At 64.9% G+C, this 17276-nt stretch carries 17 protein-coding genes; 13 read left to right on the top strand and 4 right to left on the bottom strand.

Annotated elements, in window-relative coordinates; genetic code table 11:
* Positions 1–10 precede the first annotated feature (10 nt).
* Positions 11–1426 carry an aminotransferase class V-fold PLP-dependent enzyme gene (locus E3N85_RS15475; protein WP_134464771.1) on the bottom strand — a complete coding sequence of 472 codons (1416 nt, stop codon included), beginning with the start codon at positions 1424–1426 and terminating at the stop codon, positions 11–13.
* A 285-nt stretch (positions 1427–1711) separates the two neighbouring features.
* On the opposite strand from E3N85_RS15475, the gene E3N85_RS15470 reads away from it, so the two are divergent.
* Both E3N85_RS15470 and E3N85_RS15465 read left to right on the top strand, forming a co-directional pair.
* Complete coding sequence (locus tag E3N85_RS15470) at positions 1712–2620, top strand: metallophosphoesterase (RefSeq protein WP_134464769.1); 909 nt, start codon at positions 1712–1714, stop codon at positions 2618–2620.
* Positions 2621–2646: 26 nt separating this feature from the next.
* Positions 2647–3609, top strand: coding sequence for a tyrosine recombinase XerC (locus E3N85_RS15465; protein ID WP_241978555.1), 963 nt, complete (start codon positions 2647–2649; stop codon positions 3607–3609).
* A 95-nt stretch (positions 3610–3704) separates the two neighbouring features.
* Here the strand turns inward: E3N85_RS15465 and E3N85_RS15460 are convergent, their stop codons facing one another.
* Complete coding sequence (locus E3N85_RS15460) at positions 3705–4238, bottom strand: murein hydrolase activator EnvC (RefSeq protein ID WP_241978554.1); 534 nt, start codon at positions 4236–4238, stop codon at positions 3705–3707.
* A gap of 316 nt (positions 4239–4554) precedes the next feature.
* Between E3N85_RS15460 and rpsB the strand changes: the two genes are divergently transcribed.
* The 9 genes from rpsB (at position 4555) to E3N85_RS15415 (ending at position 11428) form a co-directional block, all read left to right on the top strand.
* Positions 4555–5493 carry a 30S ribosomal protein S2 gene (gene rpsB, locus E3N85_RS15455; protein ID WP_134464765.1) on the top strand — a complete coding sequence of 313 codons (939 nt, stop codon included), beginning with the start codon at positions 4555–4557 and terminating at the stop codon, positions 5491–5493.
* 9 nt (positions 5494–5502) lie between these two features.
* Positions 5503–6330, top strand: coding sequence for a translation elongation factor Ts (gene tsf / locus E3N85_RS15450; RefSeq protein ID WP_134464763.1), 828 nt, complete (start codon positions 5503–5505; stop codon positions 6328–6330).
* A 148-nt stretch (positions 6331–6478) separates the two neighbouring features.
* Complete coding sequence (gene pyrH / locus E3N85_RS15445; protein ID WP_134464904.1) at positions 6479–7219, top strand: UMP kinase; 741 nt, start codon at positions 6479–6481, stop codon at positions 7217–7219.
* A gap of 30 nt (positions 7220–7249) precedes the next feature.
* On the top strand, positions 7250–7804 hold the full coding sequence (frr, locus tag E3N85_RS15440; protein ID WP_134464761.1) for a ribosome recycling factor: 555 nt from the start codon (positions 7250–7252) through the stop codon (positions 7802–7804).
* Between the two features lie 11 nt (positions 7805–7815).
* Positions 7816–8829, top strand: coding sequence for a phosphatidate cytidylyltransferase (locus tag E3N85_RS15435; protein WP_134464759.1), 1014 nt, complete (start codon positions 7816–7818; stop codon positions 8827–8829).
* Positions 8830–8875: 46 nt separating this feature from the next.
* On the top strand, positions 8876–9583 hold the full coding sequence (locus E3N85_RS15430) for a DivIVA domain-containing protein (RefSeq protein WP_134464757.1): 708 nt from the start codon (positions 8876–8878) through the stop codon (positions 9581–9583).
* Between the two features lie 54 nt (positions 9584–9637).
* Complete coding sequence (locus tag E3N85_RS15425; RefSeq protein WP_241978553.1) at positions 9638–10300, top strand: lytic transglycosylase domain-containing protein; 663 nt, start codon at positions 9638–9640, stop codon at positions 10298–10300.
* Positions 10301–10356: 56 nt separating this feature from the next.
* The gene (locus E3N85_RS15420) at positions 10357–10659 is read left to right on the top strand and encodes a hypothetical protein (RefSeq protein ID WP_134464755.1); all 303 of its coding nucleotides are present in this window, start codon (positions 10357–10359) and stop codon (positions 10657–10659) included.
* Between the two features lie 49 nt (positions 10660–10708).
* Positions 10709–11428 (top strand): alpha/beta hydrolase, encoded by a 720-nt coding sequence (locus tag E3N85_RS15415; RefSeq protein ID WP_134464900.1) that lies wholly within the window; start codon positions 10709–10711, stop codon positions 11426–11428.
* Positions 11429–11472: 44 nt separating this feature from the next.
* Here E3N85_RS15415 and E3N85_RS15410 read toward each other — a convergent pair whose 3' ends face one another.
* Positions 11473–12522, bottom strand: a complete 1050-nt coding sequence (locus E3N85_RS15410) for an AI-2E family transporter (RefSeq protein WP_134464753.1) — start codon at positions 12520–12522, stop codon at positions 11473–11475.
* 23 nt (positions 12523–12545) lie between these two features.
* On the bottom strand, positions 12546–14153 hold the full coding sequence (locus E3N85_RS15405; protein ID WP_134464751.1) for a hypothetical protein: 1608 nt from the start codon (positions 14151–14153) through the stop codon (positions 12546–12548).
* 244 nt (positions 14154–14397) lie between these two features.
* Between E3N85_RS15405 and E3N85_RS15400 the strand changes: the two genes are divergently transcribed.
* Both E3N85_RS15400 and E3N85_RS15395 read left to right on the top strand, forming a co-directional pair.
* Positions 14398–16227 (top strand): hypothetical protein, encoded by a 1830-nt coding sequence (locus tag E3N85_RS15400; RefSeq protein WP_134464749.1) that lies wholly within the window; start codon positions 14398–14400, stop codon positions 16225–16227.
* Positions 16224–17216 carry a tetratricopeptide repeat protein gene (locus E3N85_RS15395; protein WP_134464747.1) on the top strand — a complete coding sequence of 331 codons (993 nt, stop codon included), beginning with the start codon at positions 16224–16226 and terminating at the stop codon, positions 17214–17216. The genes E3N85_RS15400 and E3N85_RS15395 overlap by 4 nt, the downstream gene beginning before the upstream one ends.
* Positions 17217–17276 lie beyond the last annotated feature (60 nt).

Here is a 17276-nt window from a genome sequence, read left to right as displayed (position 1 = left end):
TAGAGGGTGACTACCGACCCGCGTCTGCTTCCACGGCCGCGCCGGCTCGTGCCACCGCGGCGAGGGAGAGAGCAACGTCGGTGGCGTCCGTCGACCAGTTGCTCACTGAAATGCGCAGGATGTCCCGGCCGTGCCAGCGCGACCCTGACATCCACGCGGAGCCGTCGGCGATGAGTCGCTGCGTCACCAGCCGGGTGCGCTCGTCGCTGCCGAAACTCACGCACACCTGGGTGAACACAACCTGGTTGAGTACTTCAACGCCCGGCATCGCCAGCAGGCCGTCGGCCAGCGCGCGCGCATTGGCCGCGAGACCGTCCACCAGCGCAATTGTGCCGTCCCGGCCGAGGGAACGCAGCGCAGCCCAGACCGGAACCCCGCGGGCCCGGCGGGACAACTCCGGCACCTTCTCGAACGGGTCACCGGGGCCAGGGTGGCCTGGGGTAGCGTCGGCCGCGACCAGATAGCTCGTGTGCACGCCGAACACCTTGCGCACCACCTCCGGCCGGGACACGATCGCCACTCCGCAGTCGTAGGGAACGTTGAGCGTCTTGTGGGCGTCGGTCGCCCAGGAATCGGCCGATTCCACCCCGGCCAGCTGCGCGCGATAACTCGGGCTGGCCGCCGCCCAGAGGCCGAATGCCCCGTCCACATGAACCCAGGCTCCATGCCGGTGCGCCACGTCGATCGCCGCACCCATGGGGTCCGAAGCTCCGGAATGCACGTTGCCAGCCTGCAGGCAGACGATGGCAGGTCCGTCCCCGGCGGTCATCAGCTCGGCCAGAGCGTCCGGGCGCAGTCTGCCTTCCTCGTCGACGTCGACCACGATGGGTGCACCGAGGCCCAGGTAGCGCAGGGTGAGATCGATGACATCGTGACGTTCAGCCCCCACGAAAACCCGTACCCGTGGCGAACCGGCCAGGCCGTTACGGTCAAGGTCCCATCCGGACTGCTCCAGAATCCACTGCCGACCGGCGGCGAGGCCGACGAAATTGGCCATCGTCGCGCCAGTGGTGAATCCGACATCTGCTCCGAGCGGCAGCCCGAGCAGGTCGAGCAGCCAGCCACCAGCGGTCTCCTCGAGGACGGCGGTCGCGGGAGTGGCGAACCGCATTCCGGCGTTCTGGTCCCACGCGGTCACCAGCCAGTCGGCGGCGAGCGCTGCCGGCAGGGTTCCCCCGATGACCCAGCCGAAGAATCGGCCGGACGGCATCGCCATCAGGCCGGGTTCCGCGAAGGAAGCCAGTTCATCGATGACGTCTGCCGGAGAGGTCGGCGACGCGGGGAGCGGGCCCTCCGACAGCGCAGCCAGGGTATCGGCGTCGACGCGGGGGCCGACGGGGCGGGAAGGGAGCGACGCAAGCCAGGCCTGGGCGTGCAGCAGTGCACGGTCCAGAGCCTCGGTGTAGGCATCCGGCTGGGCAGACATGGCGCCATGATAGCCCCGCCCGGTCAGATCTGCCCCGGTCGCCGGTTGCGGACGGGCCCACGGTGACACGCGACAGCGTTAGCTGCTGCACCCTTTTTTCGGTTGCCAGCATTTCCCGACATCTGGATGCGCTCCAGACCATCGCGAAGACGAACAAGGGCCGCGTCGAGGCCAGCGGTGTTGGTGTTCCTGCGGACTGTGTGGTGAGGCCAACGTCCTGGGCGGTATGGCTGCGATCGGTGTCGGTGGATGCACGTAGTCTGAATAGCCGACGAGAGGTGAACAATGGAAGCCGTGCAGCTGGGCCAGTATGCGCCCGCCGGGAAGATTCTCGTACACCTCAGTGACACCCATTTTCTCGCGAATAGCGCGCCGCTCTATGGCGCCGTCGACACCGACCAAACCGTGCACCGCGCGCTCGAGCAGCTGCACCGCTCGGGTATCCGCCCCGATGCGCTCATCCTCACCGGCGACGTGGCCGATCGGGGCGAATCAGAGGCTTACCGCCGCATTCGCGGCATCGTGGAGGCCGCCGCCGCCCAGTGGAATGCCACGATCATCTGGGTGATGGGCAACCACGACAAACGTGAATCCTTTCGTAGCGTGCTGCTGGGCGAGGCAGCGTCGGTCGGGCTGGCGTCGCCCGTCGACCACGTGCACGACCTCGATGGGCTGCGCATCATCGCCCTCGACACGAGCGTTCCCGGCTATCACCACGGCGAAATCACCGACGCGCAATTGACCTGGCTGACCGACGTGCTCCACCAGCCCGCCCGCCACGGGTCGATTTTGGCCCTGCATCATCCACCCATTCCAACGCCGTTGCCGCTGATGAGCGTGCTCGAGCTGCAAGACCAGCCTCGACTGGCTGCCGTACTGGCGGGCAGTGACGTGCGCGCCATTCTCGGCGGGCACCTGCACTATTCCACCCAGGGCCTGTTTGCCGGCATTCCCGTTTCGGTCGCGGCAGCCACTTGCTACACGATGGATTTGAGCGCCCCTCACCGCACACTAACCGGGGTGAACGGCGGCCAGACGCTCAACCTCGTGCACGTCTACGCCGACCAGATCACTCACTCGCAGGTGCCGATCGGGGCTTTCACCGCCGTCACGCAGTTTTCAGCCGATTACGTTGATGAACTGGCCGCCCTCTCGCCGCACGACCGCCGGCAGGCATTTTCGCGGCAGCAATGAGCAGGACAGGCAGAGATAATCAACCGGTGCACCTGAGCGACGACATTGACGATTTTCTGCGCTACCTCACCGCCGAGCGCGGTTACTCGGTGCATACCGTGCGGGCCTACCGCACCGACCTGGACCAACTTGCCAGGTTTGCTGCCGACCGCGGCAACCAGGCATCCGCCGATCTGAGCCTCGAACTCATGCGGGAATGGCTGTGGGTTGCCACCCAGGCCGGTTTGGCCAGGGCCACCCTGGCCCGCCGGTCGGCGTCGGCGCGCAGCTTCACGGCCTGGCTCGCATTCAGCCACGACGACAGCACCGACCCGGCGGCCCGCCTGCGCTCGCCGAAGCCGGGACGCGCCCTGCCGCGAGTCATCACCCATGCCCAAATGACCGACCTGCTCAACCTGCTGGCATCGCGCACCGCCGGGGGAGAGGCACTCGCGCTGCGCGATCGAGCGATCGTCGAGTTGCTCTACGCCTCAGCGCTGCGCGTGTCTGAGCTCGTCGGCCTCGATCTCGCGGACGTCGACCTGGACCGGTTGACCGTGCGGGTCACCGGCAAGGGCGCGAAGGAACGCGTGGTTCCGTTCGGGGTTCCGGCGCAGCGCGCCCTCGTCGACTACCTGCGCCAGGCCCGGAACACGCTCGCAACCGAAGCGGCGGGAACCGGGAACGCGGGGTCGCAGGGGGCCGTGCCGACCGTCACTGCAGCACCGAACGCCACCGCGCTTTTCCTGGGCCGTCAGGGCCAGCGCCTCGGCGTGCGTGGGGTCTACCGCCTCGTCGCAACGTTGCTCGCCGCGGTTCCCGGCACCGGTCCGGCCGGACCGCACGCCCTGCGCCACACCGCAGCTACCCACTTGCTCGATGGAGGGGCCGACTTACGCGCGGTGCAAGAACTTCTCGGGCACGTCAGTCTCGGCACCACCCAGATATACACCCACGTGTCGGCGGAACGACTCAAAGCCAGCTATCGACTGGCCCACCCCCGCGCCTGACCTTGCCCGAGCACAGCATCGCGCCTGACCCTGCCCGAGCACAGCATCGCGCCGTGCCGCCGTGTACCGTGCCGCCGTGTACGGTGCCGCCGTCTTCACTGTGCCGCTGGTAGCAGGATCGCGCGGGGCAGATTGCCGAGAAAGAGCAGCGGCGACACGTACGACCCGTGCAGACGCACACCGAAGTGCAGGCAGCCGGGCGGGCAATGACCACCGGTCGCCACGGTACCGATCACCTGCCCCGCTCGCACGCGATCTCCCACCACGACGAGGGCGACCACGGGCTCCACGGTCGCGATCAGATCACCCGGTTGCGTGATTGACAGCACCGGCCGATCAACGACACTGCCCGCAAACGACACCACACCATCGTGCGGAGCAAAGACCTCCTCGTGGGCCTCAGCCGCCAAATCGATCCCGCGATGACCGACCGCATAGGGCGACTCCGGCGCGACGAATGCCCGGGTCACTCGGTGCGGTTGCGCCAGCGGCCACCGCCAGCCCTCAGCGCGGGCCGGAGCAGTGATCGACGGCGTCCCGGCCCGCGCGGCACCGGAAGCCGGCCCGGCACCAGAAACCACCATCACAACAATGAGAGCGGATGCCGCCAGCACGCGTGGGTTCTGCATCTGCCCACCCTGCCGCGTGGCCTCGCTCTCGGCTGGGCAGCGGGCGGATTCGTGCACAGTTCCGAAGTGCCGGGCCTGTAGAGGAGACAGAGCCGGTCGCTTCCGAACCCCCGGCGGTGATACGCTATCCAAAGCAGCGCTTTGTGCGCTGACTACGCGTGCCCATTTGGCCGCCACGTTCAATCGGTCCCGTCTCACGAGAATCTTCGTGTCACAGGGCGGACGTGCGCCGGGCACCAGGAGCAATGATCGACCGATCATTGCACAAACCGATTGGTGTGGGTTTCCAGCCCGCATCAGAACAGGAGTACGGCACATGGCCGTCGTAACCATCCGCCAGCTGCTTGACAGCGGCGTGCACTTCGGGCACCAGACCCGCCGTTGGAACCCGAAGATGAAGCGTTTCATCTTCACCGAGCGTTCCGGCATCTACATCATCGACCTGCAGCAGTCGCTCGGGTTCGTTGACAAGGCTTATGACTTCGTCAAGGAGACGGTTGCCCACGGCGGCACCATCCTCTTCGTCGGCACCAAGAAGCAGGCCCAGGAATCCATCTCCGAGCAGGCGCAGCGCGTGGGCCAGCCCTACGTCAACCAGCGCTGGCTCGGTGGACTTCTCACCAACTTCCAGACCGTTTCCAAGCGTCTGGCCCGCATGAAAGAACTCGAAGAGCTCGACTTTGAGGACACCGCTAAGAGCGGGTTCACGAAGAAGGAAATGCTCATCAAGAAGCGCGAGCTCGTCAAGCTGCACAAGAGCCTCGGCGGCATCCGCAACCTCACGAAGACCCCGTCGGCGTTGTGGGTTGTGGACACCAACAAGGAGCACCTCGCCATTGACGAGGCGCGCAAGCTCGGCATCCCCGTCATCGCGATCCTCGACACCAACTGCGACCCCGACGACGTGCAGTACCCGATTCCGGGCAACGACGACGCCATCCGCTCCGTTGGCCTGCTGACCCGCATCATCGCGGACGCCGCAGCCGAGGGACTCATCCAGCGTCACGCCAAGCCGGAGGCCGAAGTCGAGCCCCTCGCTGCGTGGGAAGCTGAACTGCTCCAGGCCACCGACGTCGAGACCACCCCTGCGCAGTCCTCTGCCGAAACCGAGAAGGTTGCCGACGCTACTGTCGTCGCCGACGAGGCCGTCGTTGCAGAGTCCACCATCGCCGACGCTGTCGCCGACACCGACGTTGCTGCCGTACTGGCTGCCGTCGCTGACGACACAACCGTTGTTGCAGACGAGACCAAGTAAGGAACCCGGATGGCAAACTTCACACTCGAAAACGTCAAGGCTCTTCGCGAGAACCTCGGCACCGGAATGGTCGACACCAAGAATGCCCTCGTTGAAGCTGACGGCGACATGGACAAGGCCATCGAGATCCTGCGTCTCAAGGGTGCCAAGGGCAACGCCAAGCGCGCCGACCGCTCCACCTCGGAGGGACTCGTCGCTGCCAAGGAAATCGGCACGACCGCGTTCATGATCGAGCTTGCCTGCGAGACCGACTTTGTCGCGAAGGGTGACAAGTTCGTCGTCCTGGCCGACAAGGTTCTCGACGCGATCGCCGCTGCTGGCGCACGCGACGTTGAGGCTGGACTGGCCGCATCGGCCGGAACCCAGACCGTTGCGGAGCTCATCGACGGCGAAGCCGCCATCATCGGCGAGAAGTTCGAACTTCGCCGTGTCGCTGCTGTCGACGGCGAGCTGTTCTCGATCTACCTGCACAAGACCAGCAAGGACCTGCCTCCGCAGGTTGGCGTTGTTCTCGGCTTCTCGGGAGCCGACGTGGAAACCGCGCGCAGCGTAGCCCAGCACATTTCGTTCGCCAACCCCGAGTACCTCGCGGCGAGCGATGTTCCTGCTGACCTCGTGGAGACCGAGCGCAAGATCGTCACCGAGATCTCCAAGAACGAGGGCAAGCCGGAAGCGGCACTGCCCAAGATCGTTGAGGGACGCGTCAAGGCCTACCTCAAGCAGGTCGCACTGCTCGAACAGGACTACGCCAAGGACAACAAGCTGTCCGTCGCGAAGGTTCTCGACGACGCAAAACTGACCGTGTCGGGCTTTGCCCGATTCAAGGTCGGCGCCTAACAAAAAATGACGGAGGCCGGATTGCGAAAGCGATCCGGCCTCCGTTTTGTGTGTGTGCCCCGGTGGGGTATGCGCGCGCACTCGGTAGTTTGGTAGTACTCCCTCTCGGAAGGCCCCGCACGACATGACTGACACGGCCAGCTCGCCCATGCCCCACACCAGCCCGATAAACCCGACCGCGGTCGTGAAGAAACGACGGGTGCTTCTCAAACTGTCCGGTGAGGCCTTCGGCGGCGGCGCCGTGGGTGTGAATCCCGATGTCGTCAGCTCACTGGCCCGGGAGATCGCCGAGGGTGCCAAGCAGGTCGAAGTGGCCATCGTCGTCGGCGGCGGCAACTTCTTTCGAGGCGCCGAGCTCTCCCAGCGCGGTATGGACCGCGGACGCGCCGACTACATGGGCATGCTCGGCACCGTCATGAACGCCCTCGCCCTGCAGGACTTTCTGGAACAGGCCGGTGCCGAAACCCGCGTGCAGTCCGCCATCTCGATGACCCAGGTCGCCGAGCAGTACATTCCGCGGCGCGCCGAACGGCACCTGGAAAAGGGCCGCGTTGTTATCTTCGGTGCTGGAGCGGGACTGCCCTACTTCTCGACCGATACGGTGGCCGCGCAGCGTGCCCTGGAAATCGACGCCGATGTGGTGCTCGTGGCGAAGAACGGCGTGGACGGCGTGTATTCCGACGACCCGCGCACCAACCCGGATGCTCAGAAGATTCACCACATCACCTATCTGGAGGCCCTGCAGCGCGGCCTCAAGGTGGTCGACTCCACCGCGTTCAGCCTGTGCATGGACAACCACATGCCCATGCAGGTGTTCGGCATGGCGCCCGAGGGCAACGTCACCGCGGCCATCCTCGGCACCGATCTGGGCACCCGCGTCTCCAACTAGAATTGTTCCACCACCAATAAAGGAGTCACCGTGATCGCGGATGTTCTTTCCGACGCCACTGCGCGCATGAACCGGGCCCTCGAGGCCGCCAAAGACGACTTTGGCACCGTGCGAACCGGCCGCGCCAACCCGCAGATGTTCGCGAAGATCCTGGTGAGCTACTACGGCACGCTCACCCCGCTGGAACAGCTCGCGTCGCTGCAAAACCAGGAAGCGCGCACCATGTTGATCGGTCCCTACGACAAGTCCGCGCTGCGCGACATTGAGATCGCCATCCGCGATACCCCGAACCTCGGCGCCAACGTCGGCAACGACGGCACCACCATCCGGGCTACCCTGCCCGAACTCACCACGGAACGCCGCAAGGAATTCGTGAAGATCGTCAAGGCCAAGGCGGAGGATGCCCGCATCTCGGTGCGCAATATTCGCCGTAAGGCCAAAGACGAGCTCGATGCGCTCAAGAGCGAGGTTGGCGACGACGAGGTGGGTCGCGCCGAAAAAGAGCTCGAACTGATCACCAAGAGCCACGTGGACGGCATTGACGACGCTTTCAAGCGCAAGGAAGCCGAACTCCTCGAGATCTAGGGAACGATCAGATGACCGAGAAACCGGGGAACGATCAGCCGCATAAACGCGGTCACGGCGTCAGTCGCGCCGAGTTCCGGGCGCAGGTGAAATCGACCCGCGCTGATTTCGAACGTCAGGTGCAGAACACCAAGGCTGATTTTGAACGCCAGGTGCAGGCGACCCGGGCCCAACTCGACGCGACGAACGAGCGCATCGAGGCCCGCACCGGGCGCAACCTTATTCTGGCCATCCTGATCGGACTCGTGCTCGGCGGCGCCATGCTCGTGAGCCTCATCATCATCAAAGAACTCTTCATGATCTTCGCGGTCGTGATCGTGGGATTCTGCGCCTTCGAACTGGCCCAGGCCCTGAGGCACGCCGGGCGAAACGTGCCGCGCATCCCCGTGATTGTCTCCGCGGTCGCGATCGTCCCGGCCGCGTTCTACGGCGGAGCGATCGGCCAATGGCTGGTCATGCTCGGCGGCATCGTGCTGATCGGCCTGTGGCGTTTGGCCCTGCTCGTGGTTACGTCCCATCGAGCCTCGGCCCGTTCCATCGTCGGGGACGTGGGTGGCGGCATCCTGATTCAGGTCTACGTCGTCTTTCTCGCCAGCTTCGCCGTACTGCTCGTCGCTCAGCCGCACGGTCAATGGTGGACCCTCGCCTTCCTGATCCTGGTCATTTCGGCGGATACCGGCGCATACGTGAGCGGGCTCAATTTCGGCAAGCATCCGATGGCGCCCTCGATCAGCCCCAAGAAAACATGGGAGGGCTTTATCGGTGCCGGGCTGATCTGCATGATTGCCGGCGTCCTGTTATCAATTTTCATGCTCGACCAGGCGTGGTGGTTCGGATTGATCTTTGGAGCGGTCATCCTACTGACCGCCACCTTTGGAGACCTGGCCGAATCGCTCATCAAACGTGACCTCGGCATCAAGGACATGAGCTCGTGGCTGCCCGGTCACGGCGGTTTTCTGGATCGACTGGACTCGATCTTGCCGTCGGCCGCTGCCGCATACGCGCTCTACCTGGTCTTCGCGTGAGCCAGAACGATTTTTCCCCCACAAACTCCGTACGAGACAAGAGGCTATGAGCACCATATTTCCCCGAGTGGGCCGTAAGTCTCTCGGTTATAACGTCACCCAGGTCGAAACATTTCTGGATGCGGCTCGGCGTGCCTACGACCAACCCGACGACGACGAGCTCGACGCCGATACCGGTGTCGTCGAATCCGTCGATACCATTGCCGCCAGCGGCGAGCCCAACCGAACGGTATCCGGGGCGTCGGTCCCTGACGACACCAGGGTCTTTCCTACTGCTGATCACCAAAAGGTCGAGACGAAAGCAAGCCGTGGCAGTGCGGCCCTGACGGCTGAGGGCATCCGCCACACGGCCTTCGCGATGCACAAGGACGGTTACTCTCCCGATCACGTTGATGCGGCCTTGGAAAGACTCGAAGACGCCTTCGCGGCAAGGGAACGAGATCAGGCGACGCGCGCCGGGGGAGAGCAGGCCTGGATGGCGGACGCCGAAAGCGCGGCCAACGTGCTCGTCGCCCGACTCAGCCGCCCGCCCGGGCAGCGTTTCACGCGCGCGAGCGTGCTGGCGGTCGGCTATAAAAAAGCGGATGTCGACCGTCTCGCCAACAAATTGGTGAAACATTTCCGACACGGTCACGAGCTCACTGTCGATGAAGTTCGCACGGCCGTCTTTCGCCCTGAGCGGGGTGGATACCGCGAGGCGCAGGTAGACCTCGTGCTGGACAGCGCTGTCGACGTCATGCTCGCGGTGCGCTGAGTTGGCGACCACTACGTGGTCAGTAGTAAATTTGTGCGATAGAGTCGGGGACAAATGGGTAGGCATCAGCACGTAATCGACATTGTTCCGGCCAAGACCCGTCCAGGTGTTTCTCGAACCCGACCTCGGGTGAAGTCGGCGCACTTTCTGTTCGGGTTCACCGCAGCGTTCGCATTCGTGCTCGTCACCGTGGTTGATCCCTACTCGGGCGCTACGGCATCGCCGTACTTTCAAATCGCCGGCAGCACCACCGATGGTGGCCCGGCCCAGGCTGTGCTCGTAGCCGGCAGTTACACCAACACCATCGCTCGGGACGGTTATGTCGTCACCGAGAAGCCCAAACCGGTGCCGGTTGTCGTCGCGGCCGAGAAGAAGAAGCCGAGTTTCTCGGCGCCGTCGGCCGCTGTGCCCGATCCGGGGTCAGCTCAGGCCTACGCCTACGACGCCGTCGCGGCCCGCGGATGGGGCGAGGACCAGTTCAACTGCCTGGTCTCGCTCTGGCAGAAAGAGTCGGGTTGGCGCGTCAACGCCCAGAACGGGTCGAGCGGCGCCTACGGAATCCCACAATCGCTCCCCGGCTCCAAGATGGCGTCGGCAGGCGAAGACTGGGCCACGAACGCAGGAACACAGATTGAATGGGGCCTCGGCTATATCACCGGCCGTTACGGTACACCGTGCGGCGCGTGGGAGAAATCCAAGGCCTCCGGCTGGTACTGACTACCCGCCGGCACCACCTGGCGTTCGGCCGCAGGGCCGCACTTTAGACTGGACCCATGGCGCGCAGCAATCGACCCCGAGGCCGCAAAGCCAAGCAGCAGGACGACGACGAAGCCGTCGGCCTCAATCACCTGCTAGCGGGGTGGCGGCGCAGTGAGGTTCGTCGGGACGGGCTGTGGCACGTGCAGCCGGTTCCCGCCAAACAGGCAGTTAAAACCTACCTGTGCCCCGGCTGCACCCTCGAGATCGTGCCGGGAACAGCGCACATCGTAACGTGGCGCGGCGATGGGGTACTCGGCGATGCCGCCGACCTGTCCAACCGGCGGCATTGGCATAACCACTGTTGGAAAATCAAGTGACGCACCTGGTACACCAGCGCGCACCGAGATATGAGGAGACTCAGTGACTCTGCCGGTTGACATTCGTGGGGCCATCGAACTGCCCGCCACCATCGAGCACATCGAACTGCAGACCAGCGATGGGCTCACCCTGGTGGGTGAACTGGCGACCCCGGTCGGCCGTGCACCGGTCGCGACGCTTGTGACCCTGCATCCGCTGCCCACCGCTGGCGGCTTCATGGACTCACACATTCTGCGTAAGGCAGCTAACCGTCTGCCCGCCCTGGCTGATTTGGCCGTACTGCGGTTCAACACTCGCGGTACGTCGTCGCCCCGCGGCACGAGCGAGGGCGATTTCGGCCACGGACTCACCGAACGGGCCGATGTAGCTGCGGCGATGGCCTTCGTCGCCGAGCGCGAGCTGCCCAATCCCTGGTTGGTCGGTTGGTCGTTCGGCACAGAACTCGCGCTCAAGTACGGCCTGGAGCATCCGATCCGAGGTGCCATCCTGTTGTCGCCGCCGTTGCACCGGACGACCGCTGAGGAGGTGGCGGCGTGGGCCGGAAATGAACGGGCTCTGGTGGCTATGATCCCCGAGTTCGACGACTATCTGCGACCGGATGCCGCCCGCCTGCGGTTCACGAGCGTTCCCGACCTCCGTCTCGTCGCAGTCGCGGGTGGTAAACACCTGTGGGTCGGTGAAAACCTGACCCGCCGAGTACTGACCGAGATCGTGGCCACCGTCAATCCCGGCGCGCTTCCGCTGCCCACCGAGTGGACGGCGCCGTAGCCAGACGCGTCCTGCGCGCCGCGGCCGCGCGGCCTCGAGACCGGTCAGAGCGCGTTCTGGCGGGGGATGACGACCTGTTTGACGATCATGATAATCGAGGCGGCGACCGGGATGGCGATGAGCGCGCCGAGAATGCCGAGCAGGCTGCCGCCGGCCAGAGCCGCGATCACGACGACCGCGCCCGGCACGGAGACGGCCCGGTTCATGATGTTCGGGCTGAGCACGTAGGCCTCGACCTGCATGTAGATGAGGTAATAAATAGCAGCGGCCAGGGCAGTCTGCGGGGAACTGCCAATCTCGGGGATCAGGCAGGTCAGCACGATGATGACCGAGCCGGAAATGGTACCGATCAGCGGCACCAGGGACAGCAGAAAGGCGATGAACGCCAGAAGGGCCGGAAACGGTGCCCCGATGATCGACAGAAAGATAAAGCTCAGCACGCCATTGACGGAAGCCAACGCTGCCTGCCCGACGATGTACCGACCGACCGCCGTGGTGATCTGCTCGCTGATATCGGTGAAGCGCTCCCGCTTGGACGCTGGAACCAGCTGGTAAGTTGCGCGCTTTATGGCGTTCAGGGAGGCCGTGAAGTACAGCGTGAGAATCAAAATGATGAGACCGCCGAACAGGCCGTTGACAAAAGCCAACCCCGACTGAACGACCGTGGCCGTGATGTTGGTCAGGTTTCCGCCAAGAAAATCGGTAATCGTCCTGCTGATCTGTCCGATGTCGAAGCCGGGGAACTGCTTCTGGAGATCAGTCAGGAACGTCGAGCTGTTGACTGCCCGAACGAGTTCCGGAATGAGGTTGGAGAGCTTGGACAGCTGGCCGACAATGATCGGAACGATCGCAACGATCACCGCGGTGAGCACGCCGAGCACCGCCGTCACCACGGTCAGAATGGCAGCCCAGCGAGGGAATTTCTTCTTCTCCAACCAGGAAACGGCCGGGTCTAGACCAAGCGCGATGAACAGCGCGGCCCCGACATAGATGATGATCGTCTGCAGGGTGATCACCGAGGTGATGATCAGTAGGCCCAACCCGACGCCCAGGGTACCCACAAGGCCAAACCGGAATGCATTTTGAATTTTCACGTGTCGACTCCAGGAGTGGGGAATTACTCGGCCGTGACCCGTTCCGCCTGGGTCAAAACGCTGCGCAGGCTCTCGAAATAACCGGCAACGGCATCGCGCTCAATCCTAATCTGCGATAACCGGTCTTCGGCGTCGGCGACGAGGGCGCGCGAACGCGTCGTCGCCTCGGTGACGAGTGTGGTGGCGGTGAAGTGGGCGTCGCTGAGAATGCGCGCGGCGTTCTCTTCGGCGAGGTCCTTGTTCGCCTTGGCCTCCTCGCGCGCACCGGTATCCAGTTGCTCGTTGAGGGTGCGCAGCTCGGTGGTGCGCTCCGTCGTCTCGATGAGCTGCTTGGCGGCATCCGCTTGAAACTTCTGCGTCTGCGCCACAGCTTCCTGATGGCGGGCCAGATGGTCCTGCTCGGCCTCGTCGCGGCGCGCTTTCAGCTCAACGTCGAAGTCGGCTCGGGACTGATCGATCTCCCGGGTCAGGCGACCCGCCTCGTGCTCACCCTTCTTGCGTGTGGCGGTGAGCTGGTTTTCCAGATCGATGCGGGCCTGTTCGGCCTCGGCCTCGGCGTCGATACGAGCCTGCTGGTTTTCTCGGGCCAGGTCGGCGCCGGCCTGCTCTCCCGTGGCGGTGAGAGCGGCACGGGCCTGCTCGATCTCGCGGGCCAGGCCGGCACGCTTGCGATCGAGCTCGCGAACGAGGTCAGTCTGCGCCTGCTCACGTTCGACCTCGGTCACCGCGTGCGCCTGTTCGATTTCGCGGGCCAGATCGATACGACCCTGCTCGACCTCGGCGGCGAGCAGGGTTCGCGCCTGATCCGCCTCGTGGGCGCCGGCCAGCCGGGCCTGCTCGCTGTCCCGGGCGAGATCGACGCGAGCCTGTTCGGTCTCGGCGCCGAGATCGACGCGCGCTTGCTCGGTCTCCCGCTGTAGATCAGCGCGCTGCTGATCGAGTTCCAGTGCCACTTCGGCGCGGGTCAGCTCGGTCTCGCGAGTCAGTCCGGCCGCAATCTCACGGGCCTCCGTGGCCTCGCGCTGGGCGACCACACGCACTTCGGCTGCTTCGCGATCGGCCTCCGAGCGAATGGCCGCCACCTCACGCTTGACCGTGGCACGCGCTTCGGCGGCCTCGGTGGCGACCGCGCCGCGAATCAGTGAGGCATCGCGAACCGCGTCCTGGGTGATCTGGGCCTGGTCGTCTTGGGCGCGAGCGCGCAAGTCATCCGCTTCGACGCGCACGTCATCGAGTACACGGCGCGCCTTGACGGCGGCATCGGACAAAGTGCGTTCGGACTGCTCCAGCGCGTTCTGACGAAGCAGCTGCACCTCGTCGTTGGTCGCGGCACGCAGCTTTTCGGCGTCGATATCGGCTTGAGCGATGACGCGGGTGGACTGCTCCTCGGCGACGCGAAGGGTGTTCTCCAGTTTGGTACCGAGACCGGAGAACGTGGGGCTCCCCACCTCCTCGATCTCGGCATTGAGATCGTCGATGCGGCTGGTCAGCCGTTTGATCTCCCGGCCGGCTTCTGCGTTTTGAGTGTTGGCGTGAATCAGTTCGCGTCGCAGCGACTGGACGGCCTTGGTGACCTCATCCTTGTCATAGCCGCGAAACACCTGGGTGAAATCAGCTTCGTCGTCAGACATTGTTACTCCTCACAAATGGGGCCCCGGCCCTCGATGGATCATGCATGACGGGGAACAGGACAATTTTAGTGCGTTGCCGCCCCAGCTCGGTTTCGCGTACCGACCGACGGGGACGCGGGCGCTATTAGGCACCTTTCAGGAGAACGCAGTAACGTAGGATCTCCGTGCGTGCGGATTTTCAGGCACGTGGGTCAGCCAGAGTGACTGAACAGTACCGACCAGCAAAAATGCTGAAGGGTGATACGTGCGTTTTGTTCTTGCCATCGTGGCCCTCGTTCTTGCTGCCGTGATGATCGTTCTCGGCATCGCGCAGCGAACGATCTTTCTCGAACCCGCTTTCACCTCTTTGAGCTCGACCGTCACCGGTGACGCGAAGTACACCGTGATCAATCCCAGCGCCCTGGCGGCCTCGACGGGCAGCCAGACCATCAACGTGCGCGGAGACGGGGCCATCTTCCTCGCGTACGGGCGTTCCGAAGACGTTGCCGCCTGGATCGGGGACGACGCGTACGCCACCGTCGGCCTCAGCGAGAAAACCGGGGAACTGACCTCTACCGTCACCGATGCCGTTGTTCCCGACAATCCCAACGGAACGTCGGGCGCTGCTGCAACACCGGATGCTGCCGCCGCGATCGTGAATCCGGCCGGCTCAGACCTCTGGCTCGACGAATACTCCGGCACGAAATCCGTGACGACCACGCTGGCCCTGCCCGAGGGTATCTCGGTGCTCGTCGCCTCGGACGGGATCGAGCCGGCGCCCGCGAGCATCCGACTCTCCTGGGCCTCAGACAATTCCACCCCGTTGGCAGGCCCGCTCCTCGCCGGTGGTGCCGTGCTGCTTCTGGCTGGCCTGGTGCTCTACGTGTTGGCCCTGCTGCACCTGCGTCGCTCCCGCCGGCCGCGCCGCAACCTTCCGCGCGGTCCCCGCATGCCCAGATTGCCTCGCGCCCCACGACCGAAGGCCATCAAGGCCAGTCAAATCACCCAATCGCGGCGTGGAATCACCCACCGGGTCGCCGTCGTGCCGATGATTGTGGTCTCCGGCCTCGTCTTGACGGGCTGTTCGGCCGATCTCTGGCCCGACCTCAGTACGGCCAGCACCACCACCGCTACCCCTACCGCGACGCCACAATCCACCGATTCGGTCGAAGCTGCCGCCGAGCTGCCGCCGCCCGCCGTGACCGTCTCTCAGCTGGAGACGATCATGAGTGAAATCTCGCGGCTCAGCGCGGAGGCCGATACCAACCTCAATACCGACAGCATCGCGACGCGATTCACCGGGCCGGCCCTGGAACAGCGCCTGGCCAACTACAAGATCCGTGCCGTCGACCCGGCCATCGCCCCGCTCGTTGCACTGCCGGCGGCCCCGCTCACGTTCACGCTGCCACAGCAGACCAATTCCTGGCCGCGGGTCGTCATGACCGTCATTCAGGACGAAAACGATCCCAGCATTCCGACGATGGCGGTCATGCTCAAGCAGGAATCGCCGCGCGCCAACTATCAGGTGAACTACCTGTTCGCGTTGGAGCAATCGGCGCACGTACCGAAGGCAGCTCCGGCCATCGTCGGTGCACCCGCTATCGCCCCGGACAACAAGCTGCTGTTGCTGCCACCGGACCAGCTGGCCGCCGCCTACGCCGACGTTTTGACGCAGGGCGAAGCGAGCCCCTCGTACGAACTGTTCGAGAGCGAGGGCGACAACTTCCGAATCCAGGTCGCTGACCTCAACGCCGCCAAGATCGCCGCCCTGCCGTCAACCGCATCGATCGATTTCGCGGCCATGGCGGGCAGCGACGAGACCGTCGCCCTGGCCACGAACGACTCCGGCAGCATCGTCTCCGTCAGCATGACGGAGACCGAGACGGTCAAACCCGTCGATGCCGGCGCCACGGTGGGCCCGGCGGCTGACGCCCTCGCTACCAAGGCGCTTTCCGGCATCACCACCACGGCTAAGGGCTTTCAGAATACCTACCGCGACCAACTGCTGTTCTATGTGCCCACGGCCGGTTCAAGCGACAAAATCGTGCTCCTGGGCTTCGCCCAGGGCCTCATCACATCAGCGGAGCTTCCATGACGAATATGCCCCCTCTCGGATCGAACCTGCGCGGAGCGGTCGACCTCTCTTCTCTCGTGAACCGTGCCCCCGTCGGGACGCCGCCGGTCGCCGGTGGTGGCCCACCCGTGACCGGCACACCCGCCGGCGGTGATGCATCGTCGATCGGTGCTGTCACGGTTCCAAGCCTCGTGCTGGACGGCACGGACGCCAATTTCGGTGAGCTGCTCGAGCTCTCCTCCCGCGTTCCGGTTATCGTCGCGCTCTGGGCGTCGTGGAGCGAACCCTCCACCCAGCTCATAACGGTGTTGGAGAAGCTCATCACCGGTCTCGCCGGTCAGTTCGTGCTCGCCCGGGTCGAGATCGACACCAACCCGCAGCTCGCACAGGCGTTCCAGGCACAGTCGGTGCCCACGGTCGCCGCGGTCATCACGGGCCAGCCGGTGCAGCTCTTCAACGGCCCGCTCGCCGAGGAACAAATCAGCGACGTGCTCGGCCGCGTGTTGGAGCTCGCCGCGCAGCAGGGTGTGACGGGCACGGCCGAGGCGTCCGACGTGGCCGTCGACGCCGAGCCGGTCCCCGTGGTCGACGAGCCACTGCCGCCGCACCACCTGGAGGCATACACGGCGATCGAAGCCGGCGACTACGCCACCGCCCAGAACGAATACCGCACGGCGCTGGCCCAAAACCCGAACGACACCATGGCCGTAGCTGGCCTGGCCCAGGTGAGCTTGCTCGCCCGGCTGCAGGGCAAGACGATCGACCAGATCCGAAACGGTGCGGCATCATCTCCCGACGACCTCGAGGCGCAGCTCCTGGTCGCCGACCTGGATTTGTCGGGCGGTCATATCGAAGACGCCTTCGATCGCCTGCTGAACCTGTTCCCGGCGCAGCCCGCACCGGGACGCAACACGATCCGCGAACGCATCCTGGAGCTCTTCGAGGTCATCGGCACCGACGACCCCCGAGTGGCACCCACCCGCTCTCGCCTGGCGGCCCTGCTCTACTAATCCCCCTGGAGCGAGAGCGCTACGAGGGCCCGGACACCTGCGTTTTCGGGCTGTCTTCGC

It is taken from the genome of Cryobacterium sp. Hz9, from assembly GCF_004402825.1.
Classification (GTDB): domain Bacteria; phylum Actinomycetota; class Actinomycetes; order Actinomycetales; family Microbacteriaceae; genus Cryobacterium; species Cryobacterium gelidum.
Note: the sequence above shows the minus strand (reverse complement) of the source record. Positions and strands in the feature narration are given on the sequence as shown.